Annotated in this window: 17 protein-coding genes; 8 read left to right on the top strand and 9 right to left on the bottom strand. The window is 63.2% G+C overall.

The features are described 5' to 3' along the window. Nucleotides 1-116 precede the first annotated feature (116 nt). The 3 genes from LMTR21_RS38890 (at nucleotide 117) to LMTR21_RS38880 (ending at nucleotide 2,670) form a co-directional block, all read left to right on the top strand. On the top strand, nucleotides 117-578 hold the full coding sequence (locus LMTR21_RS38890; RefSeq protein WP_065751656.1) for a carboxymuconolactone decarboxylase family protein: 462 nt from the start codon (nucleotides 117-119) through the stop codon (nucleotides 576-578). A 154-nt stretch (nucleotides 579-732) separates the two neighbouring features. Further along, nucleotides 733-1,596: an SDR family NAD(P)-dependent oxidoreductase gene (locus LMTR21_RS38885; protein WP_065751655.1), complete on the top strand. Its 864-nt coding sequence runs from the start codon at nucleotides 733-735 to the stop codon at nucleotides 1,594-1,596. Between the two features lie 177 nt (nucleotides 1,597-1,773). Continuing rightward, nucleotides 1,774-2,670, top strand: a complete 897-nt coding sequence (locus LMTR21_RS38880) for an RNA polymerase sigma-70 factor (protein WP_065751654.1) — start codon at nucleotides 1,774-1,776, stop codon at nucleotides 2,668-2,670. A 225-nt stretch (nucleotides 2,671-2,895) separates the two neighbouring features. Here the strand turns inward: LMTR21_RS38880 and LMTR21_RS38875 are convergent, their stop codons facing one another. Further along, on the bottom strand, nucleotides 2,896-3,531 hold the full coding sequence (locus tag LMTR21_RS38875; RefSeq protein ID WP_246174991.1) for an RluA family pseudouridine synthase: 636 nt from the start codon (nucleotides 3,529-3,531) through the stop codon (nucleotides 2,896-2,898). 157 nt (nucleotides 3,532-3,688) lie between these two features. On the opposite strand from LMTR21_RS38875, the gene ftsY reads away from it, so the two are divergent. Both ftsY and LMTR21_RS38865 read left to right on the top strand, forming a co-directional pair. Beyond that, a complete protein-coding gene (gene ftsY / locus LMTR21_RS38870; RefSeq protein WP_065751653.1) occupies nucleotides 3,689-4,636 on the top strand; it encodes a signal recognition particle-docking protein FtsY in 948 nt (315 codons plus the stop codon). Nucleotide 4,637: 1 nt separating this feature from the next. Further along, nucleotides 4,638-5,240 (top strand): septation protein A, encoded by a 603-nt coding sequence (locus LMTR21_RS38865; protein WP_065751652.1) that lies wholly within the window; start codon nucleotides 4,638-4,640, stop codon nucleotides 5,238-5,240. 144 nt (nucleotides 5,241-5,384) lie between these two features. On the opposite strand, the gene LMTR21_RS38860 is transcribed toward LMTR21_RS38865, so the two are convergent. The 6 genes from LMTR21_RS38860 to ccmA form a co-directional block, all read right to left on the bottom strand. Continuing rightward, on the bottom strand, nucleotides 5,385-5,744 hold the full coding sequence (locus tag LMTR21_RS38860; RefSeq protein ID WP_065751651.1) for a ComEA family DNA-binding protein: 360 nt from the start codon (nucleotides 5,742-5,744) through the stop codon (nucleotides 5,385-5,387). Between the two features lie 222 nt (nucleotides 5,745-5,966). Continuing rightward, nucleotides 5,967-6,551, bottom strand: a complete 585-nt coding sequence (locus LMTR21_RS38855; RefSeq protein ID WP_065751650.1) for a DsbE family thiol:disulfide interchange protein — start codon at nucleotides 6,549-6,551, stop codon at nucleotides 5,967-5,969. After that, nucleotides 6,548-6,727, bottom strand: a complete 180-nt coding sequence (gene ccmD, locus LMTR21_RS38850) for a heme exporter protein CcmD (protein WP_065751649.1) — start codon at nucleotides 6,725-6,727, stop codon at nucleotides 6,548-6,550. The genes LMTR21_RS38855 and ccmD overlap by 4 nt, the downstream gene beginning before the upstream one ends. Nucleotides 6,728-6,731: 4 nt before the next feature. Further along, nucleotides 6,732-7,463: a heme ABC transporter permease gene (locus LMTR21_RS38845; RefSeq protein WP_065751648.1), complete on the bottom strand. Its 732-nt coding sequence runs from the start codon at nucleotides 7,461-7,463 to the stop codon at nucleotides 6,732-6,734. Between the two features lie 92 nt (nucleotides 7,464-7,555). After that, entirely contained in the window at nucleotides 7,556-8,224 is a 669-nt protein-coding gene (ccmB, locus tag LMTR21_RS38840) for a heme exporter protein CcmB (RefSeq protein WP_065751647.1), read from the bottom strand. After that, nucleotides 8,221-8,823, bottom strand: coding sequence for a heme ABC exporter ATP-binding protein CcmA (gene ccmA, locus LMTR21_RS38835; RefSeq protein ID WP_065751646.1), 603 nt, complete (start codon nucleotides 8,821-8,823; stop codon nucleotides 8,221-8,223). Before ccmA ends, ccmB begins: the two co-directional genes overlap by 4 nt. Nucleotides 8,824-9,048: 225 nt before the next feature. Between ccmA and acnA the strand changes: the two genes are divergently transcribed. The 3 genes from acnA (at nucleotide 9,049) to LMTR21_RS38820 (ending at nucleotide 13,645) form a co-directional block, all read left to right on the top strand. Continuing rightward, nucleotides 9,049-11,769, top strand: coding sequence for an aconitate hydratase AcnA (acnA, locus tag LMTR21_RS38830; protein ID WP_065751645.1), 2,721 nt, complete (start codon nucleotides 9,049-9,051; stop codon nucleotides 11,767-11,769). 224 nt (nucleotides 11,770-11,993) lie between these two features. Then, a complete protein-coding gene (locus LMTR21_RS38825; RefSeq protein WP_065751644.1) occupies nucleotides 11,994-12,755 on the top strand; it encodes a DUF1223 domain-containing protein in 762 nt (253 codons plus the stop codon). Nucleotides 12,756-13,273: 518 nt separating this feature from the next. Further along, nucleotides 13,274-13,645 carry a DUF2794 domain-containing protein gene (locus LMTR21_RS38820; RefSeq protein ID WP_065751643.1) on the top strand — a complete coding sequence of 124 codons (372 nt, stop codon included), beginning with the start codon at nucleotides 13,274-13,276 and terminating at the stop codon, nucleotides 13,643-13,645. Nucleotides 13,646-13,797: 152 nt separating this feature from the next. Here the strand turns inward: LMTR21_RS38820 and LMTR21_RS38815 are convergent, their stop codons facing one another. Both LMTR21_RS38815 and LMTR21_RS38810 read right to left on the bottom strand, forming a co-directional pair. Beyond that, nucleotides 13,798-14,328: a GNAT family N-acetyltransferase gene (locus tag LMTR21_RS38815; protein ID WP_065751698.1), complete on the bottom strand. Its 531-nt coding sequence runs from the start codon at nucleotides 14,326-14,328 to the stop codon at nucleotides 13,798-13,800. A 159-nt stretch (nucleotides 14,329-14,487) separates the two neighbouring features. Beyond that, nucleotides 14,488-15,279: a Bax inhibitor-1/YccA family protein gene (locus tag LMTR21_RS38810; RefSeq protein WP_057837821.1), complete on the bottom strand. Its 792-nt coding sequence runs from the start codon at nucleotides 15,277-15,279 to the stop codon at nucleotides 14,488-14,490. Nucleotides 15,280-15,288 lie beyond the last annotated feature (9 nt).

Below are 15,288 nucleotides of genomic sequence, written 5' to 3'. Positions count from 1 at the left end.
GCGGCGATGTCACAAGGCGCAAGGCCGCGGTGTCTTAAGCACGTGATCAACCCAACACCCTCACGCGAAGGAGAACGATTGTGAGCCACGCCACCGCCCAATCCCGCCTGAATTTCATGGAGCAGTCGCCCGACCTTTTCAAGAAGCTCAAGGACCTTGGTATGGCCATCGCTGCCAGCAGTCACATCGAGCCGGGGCTGGGCCAGTTGGTGGACATCCGTGCCTCGCAGATGAACGGCTGCGCCGCCTGCCTGGATATGCACGTCAAGCAGGCCAAACTGGCCGGCGAGCGCGAGTTGCGTCTGTATCACATCGCGATCTGGCGCGAGTCGCCGCTGTTTTCGCCCAAGGAACGTGCCGCGCTGGCCTGGACCGAGGCGCTGACCCAGATCGCGCCGACCGGCGTCTCCGATGACCTCTACGCCGAGTTGCGCGAGCAGTTCAGCGAAAAGGAACTCTCGACGCTGACCTTCCGCGTGATGGGCATCAACGCGGCGAACCGCGCCAACGTGGCCTTCCGCACCCCGCCCGGCAAGTACGATAAGGAAATCGGTCTGAACAAGGCCGGGCTTGCCTAAGCGTGCGTGCGAGCCGGCCAATGTCCCCGCCGCGTTGAGCAATGGTTTTAGGCCGCGTCACGCGTATTCGCGAAGCCCTGCGCGCGCCGGTCCCGCTACTCGAAGCTGCAAATCGAATGTTCGATAGCAATCAACGAACGAAAAGGAAGACATCATGAGCAAGATCTGGTTCGTCACCGGTTCTTCGCGCGGTTTGGGCCGCAGCTTCGTCGAGGCGGCCCTGTCTCGCGGCGACAGGGTGGCCGCGAGCGCCAGAAACACCGGGAGTCTTGATGAGCTGGCCGCCGCCTATGGCGACGCGGTGCTTCCGCTCGAGTTGGACGTGACCGACAAGGTCGCAGTCTTCGAAAGCGTGAAGCGGACCAAGGAGCATTTCGGCCGTCTCGACGTCATCGTGAACAATGCCGGCTACGCGCAGATCGGCGCGATCGAGGAACTGACCGAGCAACAATTGCGCGACCAGTTCGAGACCAACGTGTTCGGCGCGGTATGGGTCATTCAGGCCGCGCTGCCTTATCTGCGCGAGCAAGGCGCAGGGCACATCATCCAGATGTCCTCGATCGCCGGGCTCATCGCAATGCCGCTCGGCGGCGCATACCAAGCCTCCAAATGGTCCCTCGAAGCCCTGAACGACACCCTTGCCCAGGAAGTCGCCGACTTTGGCATCAAGGTGACCGTGGTCGAGCCCACCGGCTTCGCCACCAGGTCCGGCAAGAACCCAAATCCACTAGCCAATGGTCACATGGCCAAGGCCAACCCGGTCTACGACGGACTCCGCCAGCGTCTCGCCGGACTCGCCGGCAAGCAGCCCCCTGGTGATCCGACCGCCGCCGCCCAGGCACTCCTCAAGATTGTCGATTCCGACAACCCGCCCTTGCGGGTGCTCTTTGGCCAGGGCTTCTACCCGATGCTCCAGCAAGTCTACGCCGACCGGCTCAAGACCTGGGCCGACTGGCAGGACCTCTCGGTCGAGGCTCACGGCAAGCTCGATCAAGGGACCGGTGCACCCTCCGCCTGACTTTTCGAGATCTGAGACGCGTGGGGGATATACTGGAGCGTCACGATGGGAACTAACTGAAGGAAGGCCTATCATTACTGCCAAACTCAATCCCGCCATCGTAGCGCCGGCGCTGAAGAAGCAGCGGTAAGACCTTCAGCAACGAAAGGCATCGGTCGGAAGAAGAAGGAACGAGATTTGAACAACCACGCGATTGACGCTGCGACGAAGGCTTTCGTAGCCTACCGCGATCTTCTATTCACCGTCGCATATGAAATGCTCGGATCGGCATCCGACGCTGAAGACGTCCTTCAAGAAACCTGGCTGAGGTGGGTCAAGGTTGACTTGGCACAAGTACGCGACCAGCGCGCCTATCTTTTCCGAATTACGACACGGCAGGCGCTGAACCGGCTCCGCACACTGAAGCGCCGCAAGGAGGAGTATGTCGGCCCGTGGCTACCCGAGCCGTTGATCACTGCGCCAGACATGACCGAGGACCTTGAACTCGCCGAGAGTGTATCGTTGGCGCTCATGATCGTTCTCGAGACGCTGTCACCGATCGAGCGTGCCGTCTTCGTTCTTCGTGAGGCCTTTGATGTCAGCTATGACGAGATCGCCGCCATCGTCGACAAGAGCCCCACGGCCGTCCGTCAAATAGCGCATCGCGCCCGCCAGCATGTCAACGCGCGACGCCCTCGCCAAGTAGTCTCCCCGGGAGAGGCGCGGCGGGCACTGGAGTTGTTTCGCCGCGCGCTCGAATCCGGGAATCCGCAGGACCTCATCAACGTGCTCGCGCCCGACGTCGTCTTTGTGAGCGACGGCGGCGGTGTAAAGCAGGCTGCGCTGCGGCCGATCATTGGGGCAAAGAGGATCATCCGGGTGCTCCTCCACGGTCTCCCAAAGATCGAAGGTGCCCTCACTGGCGAACCCACGGTAGTCAACGGCAACCCGGCACTGATCATGCGCCTTGATGGGAAGATCGACGGCATCCTCGCCGTCCGGGTCGAGGACGCGCGCATCACCGGCCTTTACTACGTCCGAAACCCGGAGAAGCTGACCCGGATCGAATCCGAAACGCCGCTGACCCTCGGATGAGCGGCGGCCCCGAACTGGCCATTGCGATCAAGGGTCGTGGCGGCACGATGCCGCTGCTGAAGATTTTCCGTGTCGATCGGAGGTTACGGTGCAGTGCAGTTATCTCGATGACAGTGCATTTAACGTTCGACGCGTATTGAGTGACCCCTCCCGTCTCGCCGCCGCTTCGCGCCGTCGATCCACCTTCTCCCACAAGGGGAGAAGGGAAGGGAGCGTGCGTAGCCACTACTCCCCGTTCCACCCGCACTTCCTGAGCCGCTCGCACATATGCTCCGGCGTCGGCGCGGTCACGCGCACCGGCTCCTTGTTCTTCGAAATCGGAATCACGATCTCGCGGGAATGCAGATGCAGGATCGGCTCGCCGAAGCGCGGGCCGTTGCCGTAGATGTTGTCGCCGACGATCGGCCAGCCCATGGCCGACGTATGCACGCGCAATTGGTGGGTGCGGCCGGTAACCGGCTCAAGCGCGAGCCAGGCGAGGCCCTCGCCGCGGCCGCAGACCTTCCAGGTCGTTATGGCTTTCTGGCCTTCGGGATCCGGCTTCTGCCACCAGCCGCGCTCGGCGTTGAGCCGGCCCAGCGGCATGTCGATGGTGCCTTCGTCCTCGGCCGGCCCGCCCTCGACCACGGCCCAATAGGTCTTTCCTACTTTGCCGTGCTTGAACAAGAGGCCGAGCGAGGCGGTGGCCTTGCGATGGCGTCCGAGCACCAGACAGCCTGATGTATCCTTGTCGAGCCGGTGGGCAAGCACCGGCGGCCGCGGCAGGCCGAAGCGCAGGCCGTCGAACGACGCCTCCAGATTGGCGCCGCCCTTGGGGCCGCGGTGCACCGGCAAACCGGCAGGTTTGTCGATAACCAGCATCAGCCCGTCGCGATGGAGCACGCGGGCCTGGATTTCTTCCGCCGTTAATCCACGGACATCAAGCGATGTCCGTGGAACATCAAAGGACGCCCCTGAACTATCAAACGATTTGTTGTGACTTCCGCTCATGGCGCGAAACCGCTAACACGTCCCCGACATGAGCGATACCACTCCCGGAACCCCCAAATTGAGCTGGTGGCGGCGGCTTTCGAGCGGCCTGAAGCGGACGTCCAGTTCGCTCGGGACGGCCGTTGCCGACCTCGTCACCAAGCGCAAGCTCGACCGCGCCATGCTCGACGACATCGAGGATGTGCTGCTGCGCGCCGATCTCGGCACCGCCGTCGCGGTCCGCATCGCAGACGCCGTCGGAGCCGGCCGCTACGACAAGGCGATTTCGGCGGACGAAGTGAAGACGGTCGTCGCGAGCGAAGTCGAGAAGGTGCTGTCGCCGGTGGCCAAGCCGCTGGAGATCGATGCGACGCAAAAACCGTTCGTCATTCTCGTTGTCGGCGTCAACGGCTCCGGCAAGACCACCACCATCGGCAAGCTTGCCGCGAAATTGAGCGCCGAGGGCCGCAAGGTGATGATGGCGGCCGGCGACACCTTTCGCGCCGCGGCGATCGAACAGCTCAAGGTCTGGGGCGAACGGACGAAATCTCCGGTCATTGCGGGTGCGCAGGGCTCGGATTCCGCAAGCCTTGCCTTCAACGCGCTGAGCGCGGCAAAGGAACAAAAAATCGACGTGCTGCTGGTCGATACGGCGGGACGTTTGCAGAACAAGGCCGAGCTGATGAACGAGCTGGAAAAGGTCGTTCGCGTCATCAAGAAGGTCGATGCGTCAGCGCCGCATGCGGTGCTGCTCGTGCTCGATGCCACGGTGGGACAAAATGCGCTGTCGCAGGTCGAGGCGTTTCATCGTACCGCTGGCGTCACCGGCCTCGTGATGACGAAGCTCGACGGCACCGCGCGGGGCGGCATCCTGGTGGCGCTGGCGGAGAAGTTCAAACTGCCGGTGCACTTCATCGGCGTCGGCGAAGGCGTCGACGATCTCGCGCCGTTCACCGCGCGGGATTTCGCCAACGCCATTGCGGGGATTGAAAGTTAGTATGGACAAGACCCAGCCGCATCCGATGTTCAAGCTCGCGACCGAACTCGGTCCGCTGATCGTGTTCTTTATCGCCAACGCGAAGTTCAATCTGTTCGTCGCAACCGGCGCCTTCATGGTGGCGATCGTGGCGGCGATGATCGCCTCCTATGTGGTGGTGCGGCATGTGCCTGTCATGGCTGTTGTCACCGCTGTCATCGTGCTGGTGTTCGGCACGCTGACGCTGGTGCTGCACGACGAGACCTTCATCAAGGTCAAGCCGACCATGGTCTACGGCTTGTTCGCGGTGGTCCTGGGCGGCGGTCTTTTGTTCGGCCGCTCGTTCATGGCGATCCTGTTCGATCAGGTGTTCAACCTGACGCCGAAGGGCTGGCGCATCCTGACCATGCGCTGGGCGTTGTTCTTTTTCGCCATGGCGATCCTGAACGAATTGATCTGGCGCACGCAGTCGACCGACTTCTGGGTGAATTTCAAGGTGTTCGGCGCGATCCCGATCACGATGGTCTTTGCGATGTTCCAGATGCCGGTCATCAAGCGCTATCACCTGGAGCCGGCTTCGCTCGAAGCCAGCGAGGCGGAAGCGGGGGATGTAAGCAAGGGGTAGGTGGCGTGTCCCGGATGTCATTGCGAGGAGCGTAGCGACGAAGCAATCCATGCTTCAGCAGGTGGAGAAATGGATTGCTTCGCTGCGCTCGCAATGACGGAGGATAGGTCGCCACCTCTCCGCAAGCAGTAGGACAGAAGCGCCTCAGCTCTTCTGCTTGGCGATGATCTTGTCCTTGATCTTGTCGTAGGTCGCCTGCGGAACGATGCTCTTCTGCACCAGCTCGTCCTTGCCCTTGTACGGACGCCCGGCGATGATTTTTGCCGAGTAGGCCTTGCCGACGCCCGGCAGTGCATCGAGCTGGTCGGCAGTCGCCGAGTTGATGTCCAGCAGCTCAACCTTTGGCGCGGGCGCCATCTTCGACTCGGACGCTTTCGGCGCGGGAGCCATCTTGCTTTCGGACTTGGTTGCGGGCTGCGTGCTCTGGGCCATCGACGGCGTTGCCGTCAGCAGGCCGAGCGTGAGCGCGGTGGCGAGAAGAGAAGCGAGCGTGAAATGACGCATAGGGTGTCCCTCCAAGGACGGTTAAAGTAGCACCCTAAAACTAGCTGCGAATAGATGGCGGCGCCATGGCTGGCAAATGAACGGCAGATAAAAGCGGAAGATTATTTGTCTCGTCATTCCGGGGCGTGCGCAGCACGAACTATGGGGCGCCGCTTGCGCCCCTGAGAATCTCGAACTTCCGGGTTCGATGCTTCGCATCGCCCCGGAATGACGACTACGTCGTCACTTCAGCGCCTTCTCGATCTCAACCTTCAGCACGCTGTCGAGATTGGCTCGCGTCACCGGCCCGACCAGCTTGTAGCGGATGGTGCCGTCGCGACCGACCACGAAGGTTTCCGGCACGCCGTAGACGCCCCATTCGATCGAGGCCCGGCCGTTGCTGTCGGCGCCGACGGCGGTGAACGGATTGCCGTAACGGCCGAGGAAGCGGCGGGCGTTGTCGGGCGAATCCTTGTAGTTGATACCGACGATCTGTATCCGCGTGTCCTTGGCCAGCGCGGTCAGCAGCGGCGCCTCGTCGTGACAGGGCACGCACCAGGAGGCCCAGACGTTGACGACGGAAACCTTGCCCTTGAACATTGCAGGGTCGAGCCCCGGCACGGCGACGCCGTTATGGACGAGCCCCTCCAGCGCCGGCAGCGTGGCTTGCGGCGCCGGACGGCCGATCAGGGCGGAAGGGATTTTGGCGGGATCGCCGCCGTAGAGCCGCAGCAGGAACAGTGCGGCGATGGCGATGAAGGCGATCAGCGGCAGCGCCACCAGCCAGCGCCAGCGGCGCGGTTGATCCGGTGCGGCGGGCGCGCTCATCGAATGTCCGTCGCCTGGCGGCCGGAGCGCCGGGTCACGCCAGAGGCATCGAGTTGGCGCAGGCGCTCCTTCTGATGACGATAATCGATGGTGATCCAGACGATGAGAAGCAGCACGACTGCCGCCACCAGCGTGTAGGACGTCACGATAAAGGATGCGTAGGGGCCGAGCGACATCGCGTCACGCCGCCTGCTGGCTGGCTTGCATCATCTGCAAGCTGCGCACCCGCCGGCGCAGGATCTCGTTGCGCATCGCCGCCAGGTGCAGCGTCACGAACAAAAGCGAAAATCCGACCGCCATCACCAGAAGGGGAATCAGGAACGCCTTGTCGAGCGACGTGCCGCCCATCCGCAATACGGCCGCCGGCTGATGCAGCGTGTTCCACCAGTCGACCGAGAACTTGATGATCGGCAGGTTGAGCGCGCCGACCAGCGTCAGGACGGCGGCGGCGCGTGCCGCCCGCGATGGATCGTCCACCGCGCGCCACAGCGCCATCAGGCCGAGATACATCAGGAACAGGATCAGGACCGAGGTCAGCCGCGCGTCCCATTCCCAGTAGGTGCCCCACATCGGCCGGCCCCACAGCGAGCCGGTGACGAGCGCGAGAAAGGTGAAGGCAGCGCCGATCGGTGCGGCGGCCTTGGCCGCGACGTCGGCGAGCGGATGCCGCCACACCAGCGTGCCGAGCGCGCTCAGGCTCATCACGCCCCAGACGAACATCGCAAGCCAGGCGTTGGGGACGTGGATGAACATGATCTTCACGGTGGCGCCCTGCTGGTAGTCATCGGGCGCCATCGCTGCCTGATAGAGGCCCACCAGCAGCAGGATCGCGGTCGCGCCCGCCAACCATGGCAGGACACGCGCCGTCAACGACAGGAATTTGGTGGGATTGGCGAGATCGATCAGCGTCATGGCATCCTGATAGTCGTCAGCGGCGGGGCAGGCAATGCGGCTTGTTTTGTTTCATGTCGCCTCCGCGAGAGTTGATCGGCGTCAAGTGGCAGTCAGTCCAGGCCATGCCGCAGGCTGGCCGCGGCGGCGAACGGTCCTACCACGAGGCTCACCAGCGACAGCGCGCACAGGATCGAAAACGGTGTTCCAAACGACAGCGGACCCGCAATCGCCGCCTGCGAGGCCGCGACGCCGAAAATAAGTACCGGGATCGACAGCGGCAGCACCAGCACCGCGAGCAACAGGCCGCCGCGGTGCAATGTCACGGCGAGCGCCGCGCCGATCATGCCCGTGAATGTCAGCGCCGGCGTTCCCACCAAAAGCGTCAGCGCCACGGCCGATGTCGCCGAGGCGTCGAGATTGAGCAACAGCCCGAGCACGGGCGTCGCCACGATCAGCGGCAGTCCGGCCGCTAGCCAGTGGGCGAGGGCCTTCGCCGCGCAGGCCAGTTCCAACGGGGTGCGGCCCATCACGATCAGGTCGAGCGAGCCGTCCTCGTGGTCGGCCGTGAAGAGACGGTCGAGCGTCAACAGGCTCGCCAGCAGCGCGCCGAGCCAGAGGATCGCCGGCCCGAGCCGCGTCAGCAGCGGCAGGTCGGGTCCGATCGCAAACGGCATCAGCACGGTGACGGTGAGAAAAAACAGCACGCCGATCAGCGCCCCGCCGCCGACCCGGAGCGCGATCCTGATGTCCCGTCGAATCAGCGCGGTGAGGGCGGTCATGTCGCGCCCCCCATCCGCAGTTCCCTGCTCTCGATGCCAAGCGGCGTGTGGGTCGCGGCGATAACGATCCCGCCGCTGGCGAGATGCTCCCGCATCACCCCCACGAAAAGGGCCTGGCCGGCGGTATCGAGCGCCGAGGTCGGCTCGTCCAACAGCCAGACCGGCCGCCGCACCACCAGGAGGCGCGCGATCGACAGCCGGCGCCGCTGGCCGGCCGAAAGAAACGCCGCGGGCAGGTGGGTGGCGTGGCCGAGGCCCACCGCGGCGAGGCATTGGCCGACATCGCCGGCCTTCCCGCCGAGAAAATCGCGCCAGAATGAGAGGTTTTCGTGCACGCTCAGCGCCGGCTTCAGCGCATCGCGATGGCCGAGATAATGGGATTGTTCCGGCAGCGTCAGCTCGCCGTCGCCGCCTTCCAGCGCGAGCGATCCGCCCGCCGGCACCAGAAGACCCGCGATCAGGCGCAACAGCGAGGTCTTGCCGGAGCCGTTCGGCCCGACCACCGCCAGCGCCTCGCCGGACGAGGCCTCGAAATCGAGGCCGGAGAACACGCCTCGGCCGCCCCTGATACAGTCGATTTGACGTCCCGAGAGCCGCATTTTACGTCGTCACAGCCCTCTGAAATTGATGGGTACCGCGTCAGAATTTGTGGGTACCGCATTGCTGCAGCACGCTTGTCGGTGTGGCGGCGCTTCTAGAAAGATTCTATAAGCCCGGAACTTGATGCAGCACACGATCGGCGCCTGCAAGCCATCAGGCCAGCCTCACGCTGAAGGTGTTTAAATACCCTTGCCGGGTATAACTAGAATTTGGGATTTCCTGACATGACCTCGCTCGACAGCTTCAAATGCCGCAAGACCCTCAAGGTCGGCAGCAAGACCTACGTGTATTACAGCCTGCCCGCCGCCGAGAAGAACGGTCTGAAGGGAATTTCCAAGCTGCCCTATTCGATGAAGGTGCTCTTGGAAAACCTGCTGCGCAACGAGGACGACCGCACGGTCAAGAAGGAAGACATCGTTGCAGTTTCGAAGTGGCTCAGGAAGCGCAAGCTCGAGCATGAAGTGGCGTTCCGCCCGGCCCGCGTGCTGATGCAGGATTTCACCGGCGTGCCGGCGGTGGTCGATCTCGCCGCGATGCGCAACGCGATGCAGGCGCTCGGCGGCGATGCCGAGAAGATCAACCCGCTGGTGCCGGTCGATCTCGTCATCGACCACTCCGTGATCGTCAACTTCTTCGGTGACAACAAGGCGTTCGGCAAGAACGTCGTCGAGGAATACAAGCAGAACCAGGAACGCTACGAATTCCTGAAGTGGGGTCAGAAGGCGTTCTCGAACTTCTCCGTGGTGCCGCCCGGCACCGGCATCTGCCACCAGGTCAATCTCGAATATCTCGCGCAGACGGTATGGACCAGGAAGGAGAAGATGACGGTCGGCAAGAAGACCGGCACCTTCGAGGTCGCCTATCCGGATTCGCTCGTCGGCACCGACTCGCACACCACCATGGTCAACGGCCTTGCCGTGCTCGGCTGGGGCGTCGGCGGCATCGAGGCGGAAGCCTGCATGCTCGGCCAGCCGCTGTCGATGCTGCTGCCGGAAGTCGTCGGCTTCAAGCTCAAGGGCCAGCTCAAGGAAGGCGTCACCGCGACGGACCTCGTGCTGACGGTCACGCAGATGCTGCGCAAGCAGGGCGTGGTCGGCAAGTTCGTCGAGTTCTTCGGCCCCGGCCTCGATTATCTCTCGGTCGCGGACAAGGCGACCATCGGCAACATGGCGCCGGAATACGGCGCGACCTGCGGCTTCTTCCCGGTCGACGCCGCGACCATCGACTATCTCAAGACCTCGGGCCGCAAGGCTGACCGTGTCGCGCTCGTTGCCGCCTATGCCAAGGCGCAGGGCCTGTTCCGCACTGCCAAGTCCGCCGACCCGGTCTTCACGGAAACGCTGACGCTCGATCTCAAGGACGTCGTGCCGTCGATGGCCGGCCCGAAGCGCCCCGAAGGCCGCGTCGCGCTGCCAGCGGTTTCCACCGGCTTCGCCACCGCGCTCGCCGGCGAATACAAGAAGCCCGAAGGTGCCGAGAACCGCTATGCGGTCGAGGGCCGCAATTTCGATCTCGGCCATGGCGATGTCGTGATCGCGGCGATCACCTCCTGCACCAACACTTCCAACCCGAGCGTGCTGATCGGCGCGGGCCTCTTGGCGCGCAACGCCGCCGCCAAGGGGCTGACGGCCAAGCCGTGGGTGAAGACGTCGCTGGCGCCCGGAAGCCAGGTGGTCGCGGAATATCTCGCCAATTCGGGTCTGCAGAAGGATCTCGACAAAGTCGGCTTCAACCTGGTCGGCTTCGGCTGCACCACCTGTATCGGCAATTCGGGCCCGCTGCCGGAGGAGATTTCGAAATCCATCAACGACAATGGCATCGTCGCCGCGGCCGTGCTGTCGGGCAACCGCAACTTCGAGGGCCGCGTCTCGCCGGACGTGCAGGCGAACTATCTGGCCTCGCCGCCGCTGGTGGTGGCTTACGCGCTGGCGGGCACGGTGACCAAGGACCTGGCGGTCGAGCCGATCGGCACCGGCAAGGACGGCAAGCCGGTGTACCTGAAGGACATCTGGCCGACCACGAAGGAGATCAACGCCTTCATGAAGAAGTTCGTCACGGCGACGATCTTCAAGAAGCGCTACGCCGACGTGTTCAAGGGCGACACCAACTGGCGCAAGATCAAGACCACCGACAGCGAGACCTATCGCTGGAACATGTCGTCGACCTATGTGCAGAACCCGCCCTATTTCGAGGGCATGAAGAAGCAGCCCGATCCCGTCGCCGACGTGGTCGATGCGCGGATTCTGGCGATGTTCGGCGACAAGATCACCACCGACCACATCTCGCCGGCCGGCTCGATCAAGCTGACCTCGCCCGCCGGCAAATTCCTCAGTGAGCACCAGGTGCGTCCGGCCGACTTCAACCAGTATGGCACGCGGCGCGGCAATCACGAGATCATGATGCGCGGCACCTTCGCCAACATCCGCATCAAGAACTTCATGCTGAAGGGCGCCGACGGCAATATTCCGGAAGGCGGACTAACCAAGCACTGGCCTGACGGCGAGCAGATGTCGATCTACGACGCGGCGATGAAGTACCAGCAGGAGAACGTGCCGCTGGTGGTGTTCGCCGGCGCCGAGTACGGCAACGGCTCCTCGCGCGACTGGGCCGCGAAGGGCACCCGCCTGCTCGGCGTTCGCGCCGTGATCTGCCAGAGCTTCGAGCGCATCCATCGCTCCAACCTGGTTGGCATGGGTGTGTTGCCGCTCACCTTCGAGGACGGCACGTCATGGACATCGCTTGGTCTGAAGGGCGACGAGACGGTGACGATTCGGGGTCTGCAGGGTGACCTGAAGCCGCGTCAGACCTTGACGGCCGAGATCGTTTCCGGCGACGGTTCGCTGCAGCGCGTGCCGCTGCTGTGCCGCATCGATACCCTCGACGAGCTCGAGTACTATCGAAACGGCGGCATTCTGCATTATGTGCTGCGCAAACTCGCGGCTTAGAGTTCTCTTTCTGACGCGTTTTCTTCACGCGAACCGGTAACCACTTCGCTTGAAAACGCTTTGAAACGCGGATTTGTGATCAGTGCCTCACTTCGAAGTGAGTGGCGACAAGAAAGAAGGCGGCCTATGAAAAGGCCGCTTTCGCGCGTCTGGGGCACGCATTCAGGAGCTCACACCATGCCCCGTACAAATACGGATCGAAAACCCTACAGCCGGTTCGCAGCATGTCAGCGATGATGGCCTACAACTGCATATCGCGATGGTCCGGCGCGCTCGGCGTCTGCGCGATCGTCGCGGTCATCCGCCCGGCTCACGCCGATCCGCGCGCCGTCGTTGAACTGTTCACCTCGCAGGGCTGTTCGTCGTGTCCGCCGGCCGACCAGATCGTCGGCGAACTGGCCAAGGATCCGTCGGTGATCGCGCTGAGCATGCCGGTCGACTACTGGGATTATCTCGGCTGGAAGGACACGCTGGCGGACTCGCGTTTCAGCGCGCGTCAGAAAGCCTATTCGCATGTCCGCGGCGATAGGAATCTCTACACGCCGCAGATGATCGTCAACGGCTCCGCGCAGGTGATCGGCAGCGATCGCGCCGCCATCGATGGCGCCATCAAGACGACCAGCAAGACCGAAGGCGTGATGTCACTGCCGGTGACGATGACGTTGTCGGGCAAGCTGCTCAACGTCTCGGTCGATGCGAGCAAGGTGTCGACGCCGGGCCGTGGCGAAATCTGGATCTGCTCGGTCTCGAAGGCGGTGCCGATTTCGATCGGGCGCGGCGAAAACCGCGGTCAGCAGATCACCTATTACAACGTGGTCCGTAATCTGGTGAAGGTCGGCGACTGGAACGGCAGTTCGGGAAGCTGGACTGTGCCGCTGGAAAATATTTCCCGCGACGGCGTCGATGGTGCGGTCGTCTATGTCCAGGACGGCAGTCGCGACAAGCCGGGCGCGATGCTCGGCGCCGCCTACACCGCGCTACGCTGACAAGCTGATTCTACTGTCGGTCCGAAACGCGCTACGTCAGGTGCAGGGCTAGCGATGTGCGCTCGCATGTCGGGCGGAATCCATCCGCCTGATCGCGGCTATTTGATTCTCTGATATGTCGATGCAGATCAGGGCTCGCGTTGCACGCGCGCAATGACGGCTGACTTTTGTCGAAGCGGTCACTACAAACGAAAAAGGACCAACTTTCGTTGGCCCAGTATCGGGATCAACTCCCTTCTGCGAACAGGCCCGATCCCGACGGCCCCGGGGGGCTGGGGGCTGAGGAATCCGGAACCGAAAGGACCGGGCCAACGCAGGATTGTTTTTTCGCAATCCAGCGGGGCAGGCGGTTGGCGGAAGTAGGGCAGCAATAAGATTCCGCTAACGATCCCGTGAATCCCCGGGGATCGATATTTCGCCATTTCGGCGGTTCCATGCGGTTTTCCTCGCATTTCCAGCCCCCTTGCGGCATTCCGCGGTTAGCGCGATCATGTAGGCTGGATGACAGGAGGCGCTCCATGAACCCGATATCGGAGGACACCGATCCAAGCGCGAACCGCGCAGTGGCGCGTCCCGCCACTGCAGTTCCCCCGCCGAATCGGGTCACTTTCAATCGTCTCGAACTCAACCGTATCCTCAATTTGTATGGCCGCATGGTCGCCGACGGCGAATGGCGCGACTATGCCATCGACTTCATGAAAGACCGCGCGGTGTTTTCGGTGTTCCGCCGCGCTTCCGAAGTCCCGCTTTACCGTATCGAGAAGGACCCGCGGCTCGCGCGCAAGCAGGGCATGTACAGCGTGATCTCGGCGACCGGGCTGATCCTGCGCCGCGGCCACGAGCTCGAACGCGTGCTGCTGGTGATCGACCGCAAGCTGGCGGTGGTTTGACGGAGTTGCCGTAGGGGGGCAAAGGCGCACTTGCGCCGTGCCCACCATCTTTCCCCGAAATGCCGCGCTGATGGTGGGCACGCGGAGCCTGTCATCGGGCGCGCATTCGCGCGACCCGTTGGCTTTGCCCACCCTACGGCTACGAAGCCGTCTCAATCCTTCGGCACCGTCGTGCCGCCTTCACCGAGCGCGAGCTGCATCATCACCGTGTCGAGCCAGCGGCCGAATTTGAGGCCGACATTGGCGTGCGTCCCGATCATCTGGAAACCGCATTTGGTGTGAAGGCCGATCGAGCCGGCATTGGCGGAATCGCCGATCACGGCGATCATCTGCCGGAAACCGCGCGCCTCGCATTCCGGGATCAGCCGCTGCATCAATTGCAGGCCGATGCCGCGCCGGTGCGTCGAAGGCTTCAGGTAGACCGAGTTCTCCACCGTGAAGCGATAGGCCGGCCGCGGCCGATAGGGGCCGGCATAGGCGTAGCCGATCACTTCGCCTTCGACCGCGGCGGCAAAATAGGGAAAGCCGTCATCCATCAGCACTTTGAACCGCCGGGTCATTTCGGCGAGGTCGGGTGGAATCAGCTCGAACGTGGCGGTGCCGTAGCGCACTGCTTGTTCGTAGATTTCTGTGATGGCAGGGAGGTCGGCCTCGGTGGCGGGCCGGATTTCAGGAGCGGGCAATTCAGAAGCGGGCATGGCAATAAGATACCAGCAGGCAAGTGTGGATCAACGCTCTTTCCGTCATGGCCCGGGTGAGGCCCGGGCATGACGAGCACTGATCAAAAGAAAAGCCCCGGCCGCGAGGCCGGGGCTTCAACTTGTGAACCTGGTCGGCAGCGGCTAGTCGCGCTGGCCGAGGAGCTGCAGCAGCAGCGTGAACAGGTTGATGAAGTTCAGATAGAGCGACAGCGCACCCGAGATCGCCGCCTTCTCCGCAATCTCGCCGCCTTCAGCGGCGTAGCCGTAGATGTAGTCGTTCTTCAGCCGCTGGGTATCCCAAGCGGTGAGGCCCGCGAACACCAGCACGCCGACCACCGAGACGATGAACTGCAGCATCGAACTCGCCAGGAACAGGTTGACCAGGCTCGCGATGACGACGCCGATCAGGCCCATGAACAGGAACGACCCCATGCCGCTCATGTCACGCTTGGTGGTGTAGCCGTAGAGGCTCAGCGCGCCGAAGGTCGCCGCGGTGATGAAGAACACCCGCACGATCGAGGTGTGCGTATACACCAGGAAGATCGAAGACAGCGAAATGCCCATCAGCGCCGAGAACACCCAGAACAGCAGCTGAGCGGTCGCCGGCCGCAGCCGGTTGATGCCGGCCGAGATCGCGAACACCATGACCAGCGGCGCGAGGATGAACAGCCACTTCAACGGGCTGACATACATCGCGTAGCCGAACGGCGTCAGGAAGGCATTGCCGAACCGGGCGGCGGCGCCGGCCTGGTCGGTGGTCACTGCAGCCATGTAGACGCCGAGCGCCGCAAGGCCGGTGATGGCCAGGCCGATGCTCATGTAGTTGTAGATGCGCAGCATGTAGGCGCGCAGACCGGCATCGACGGCCGCTGCGTCAACGCGTCCGGCGGCCCGGCCGAAAGGAGATACGTAGTTACGGTCTAGGTCCGACATGGTCGAATT

This window comes from Bradyrhizobium paxllaeri (assembly GCF_001693515.2).
Lineage (GTDB): Bacteria > Pseudomonadota > Alphaproteobacteria > Rhizobiales > Xanthobacteraceae > Bradyrhizobium > Bradyrhizobium paxllaeri.
The sequence above is the reverse complement of the archived record's forward strand: the minus strand, read 5'-3'. Positions and strand labels throughout refer to the sequence as shown.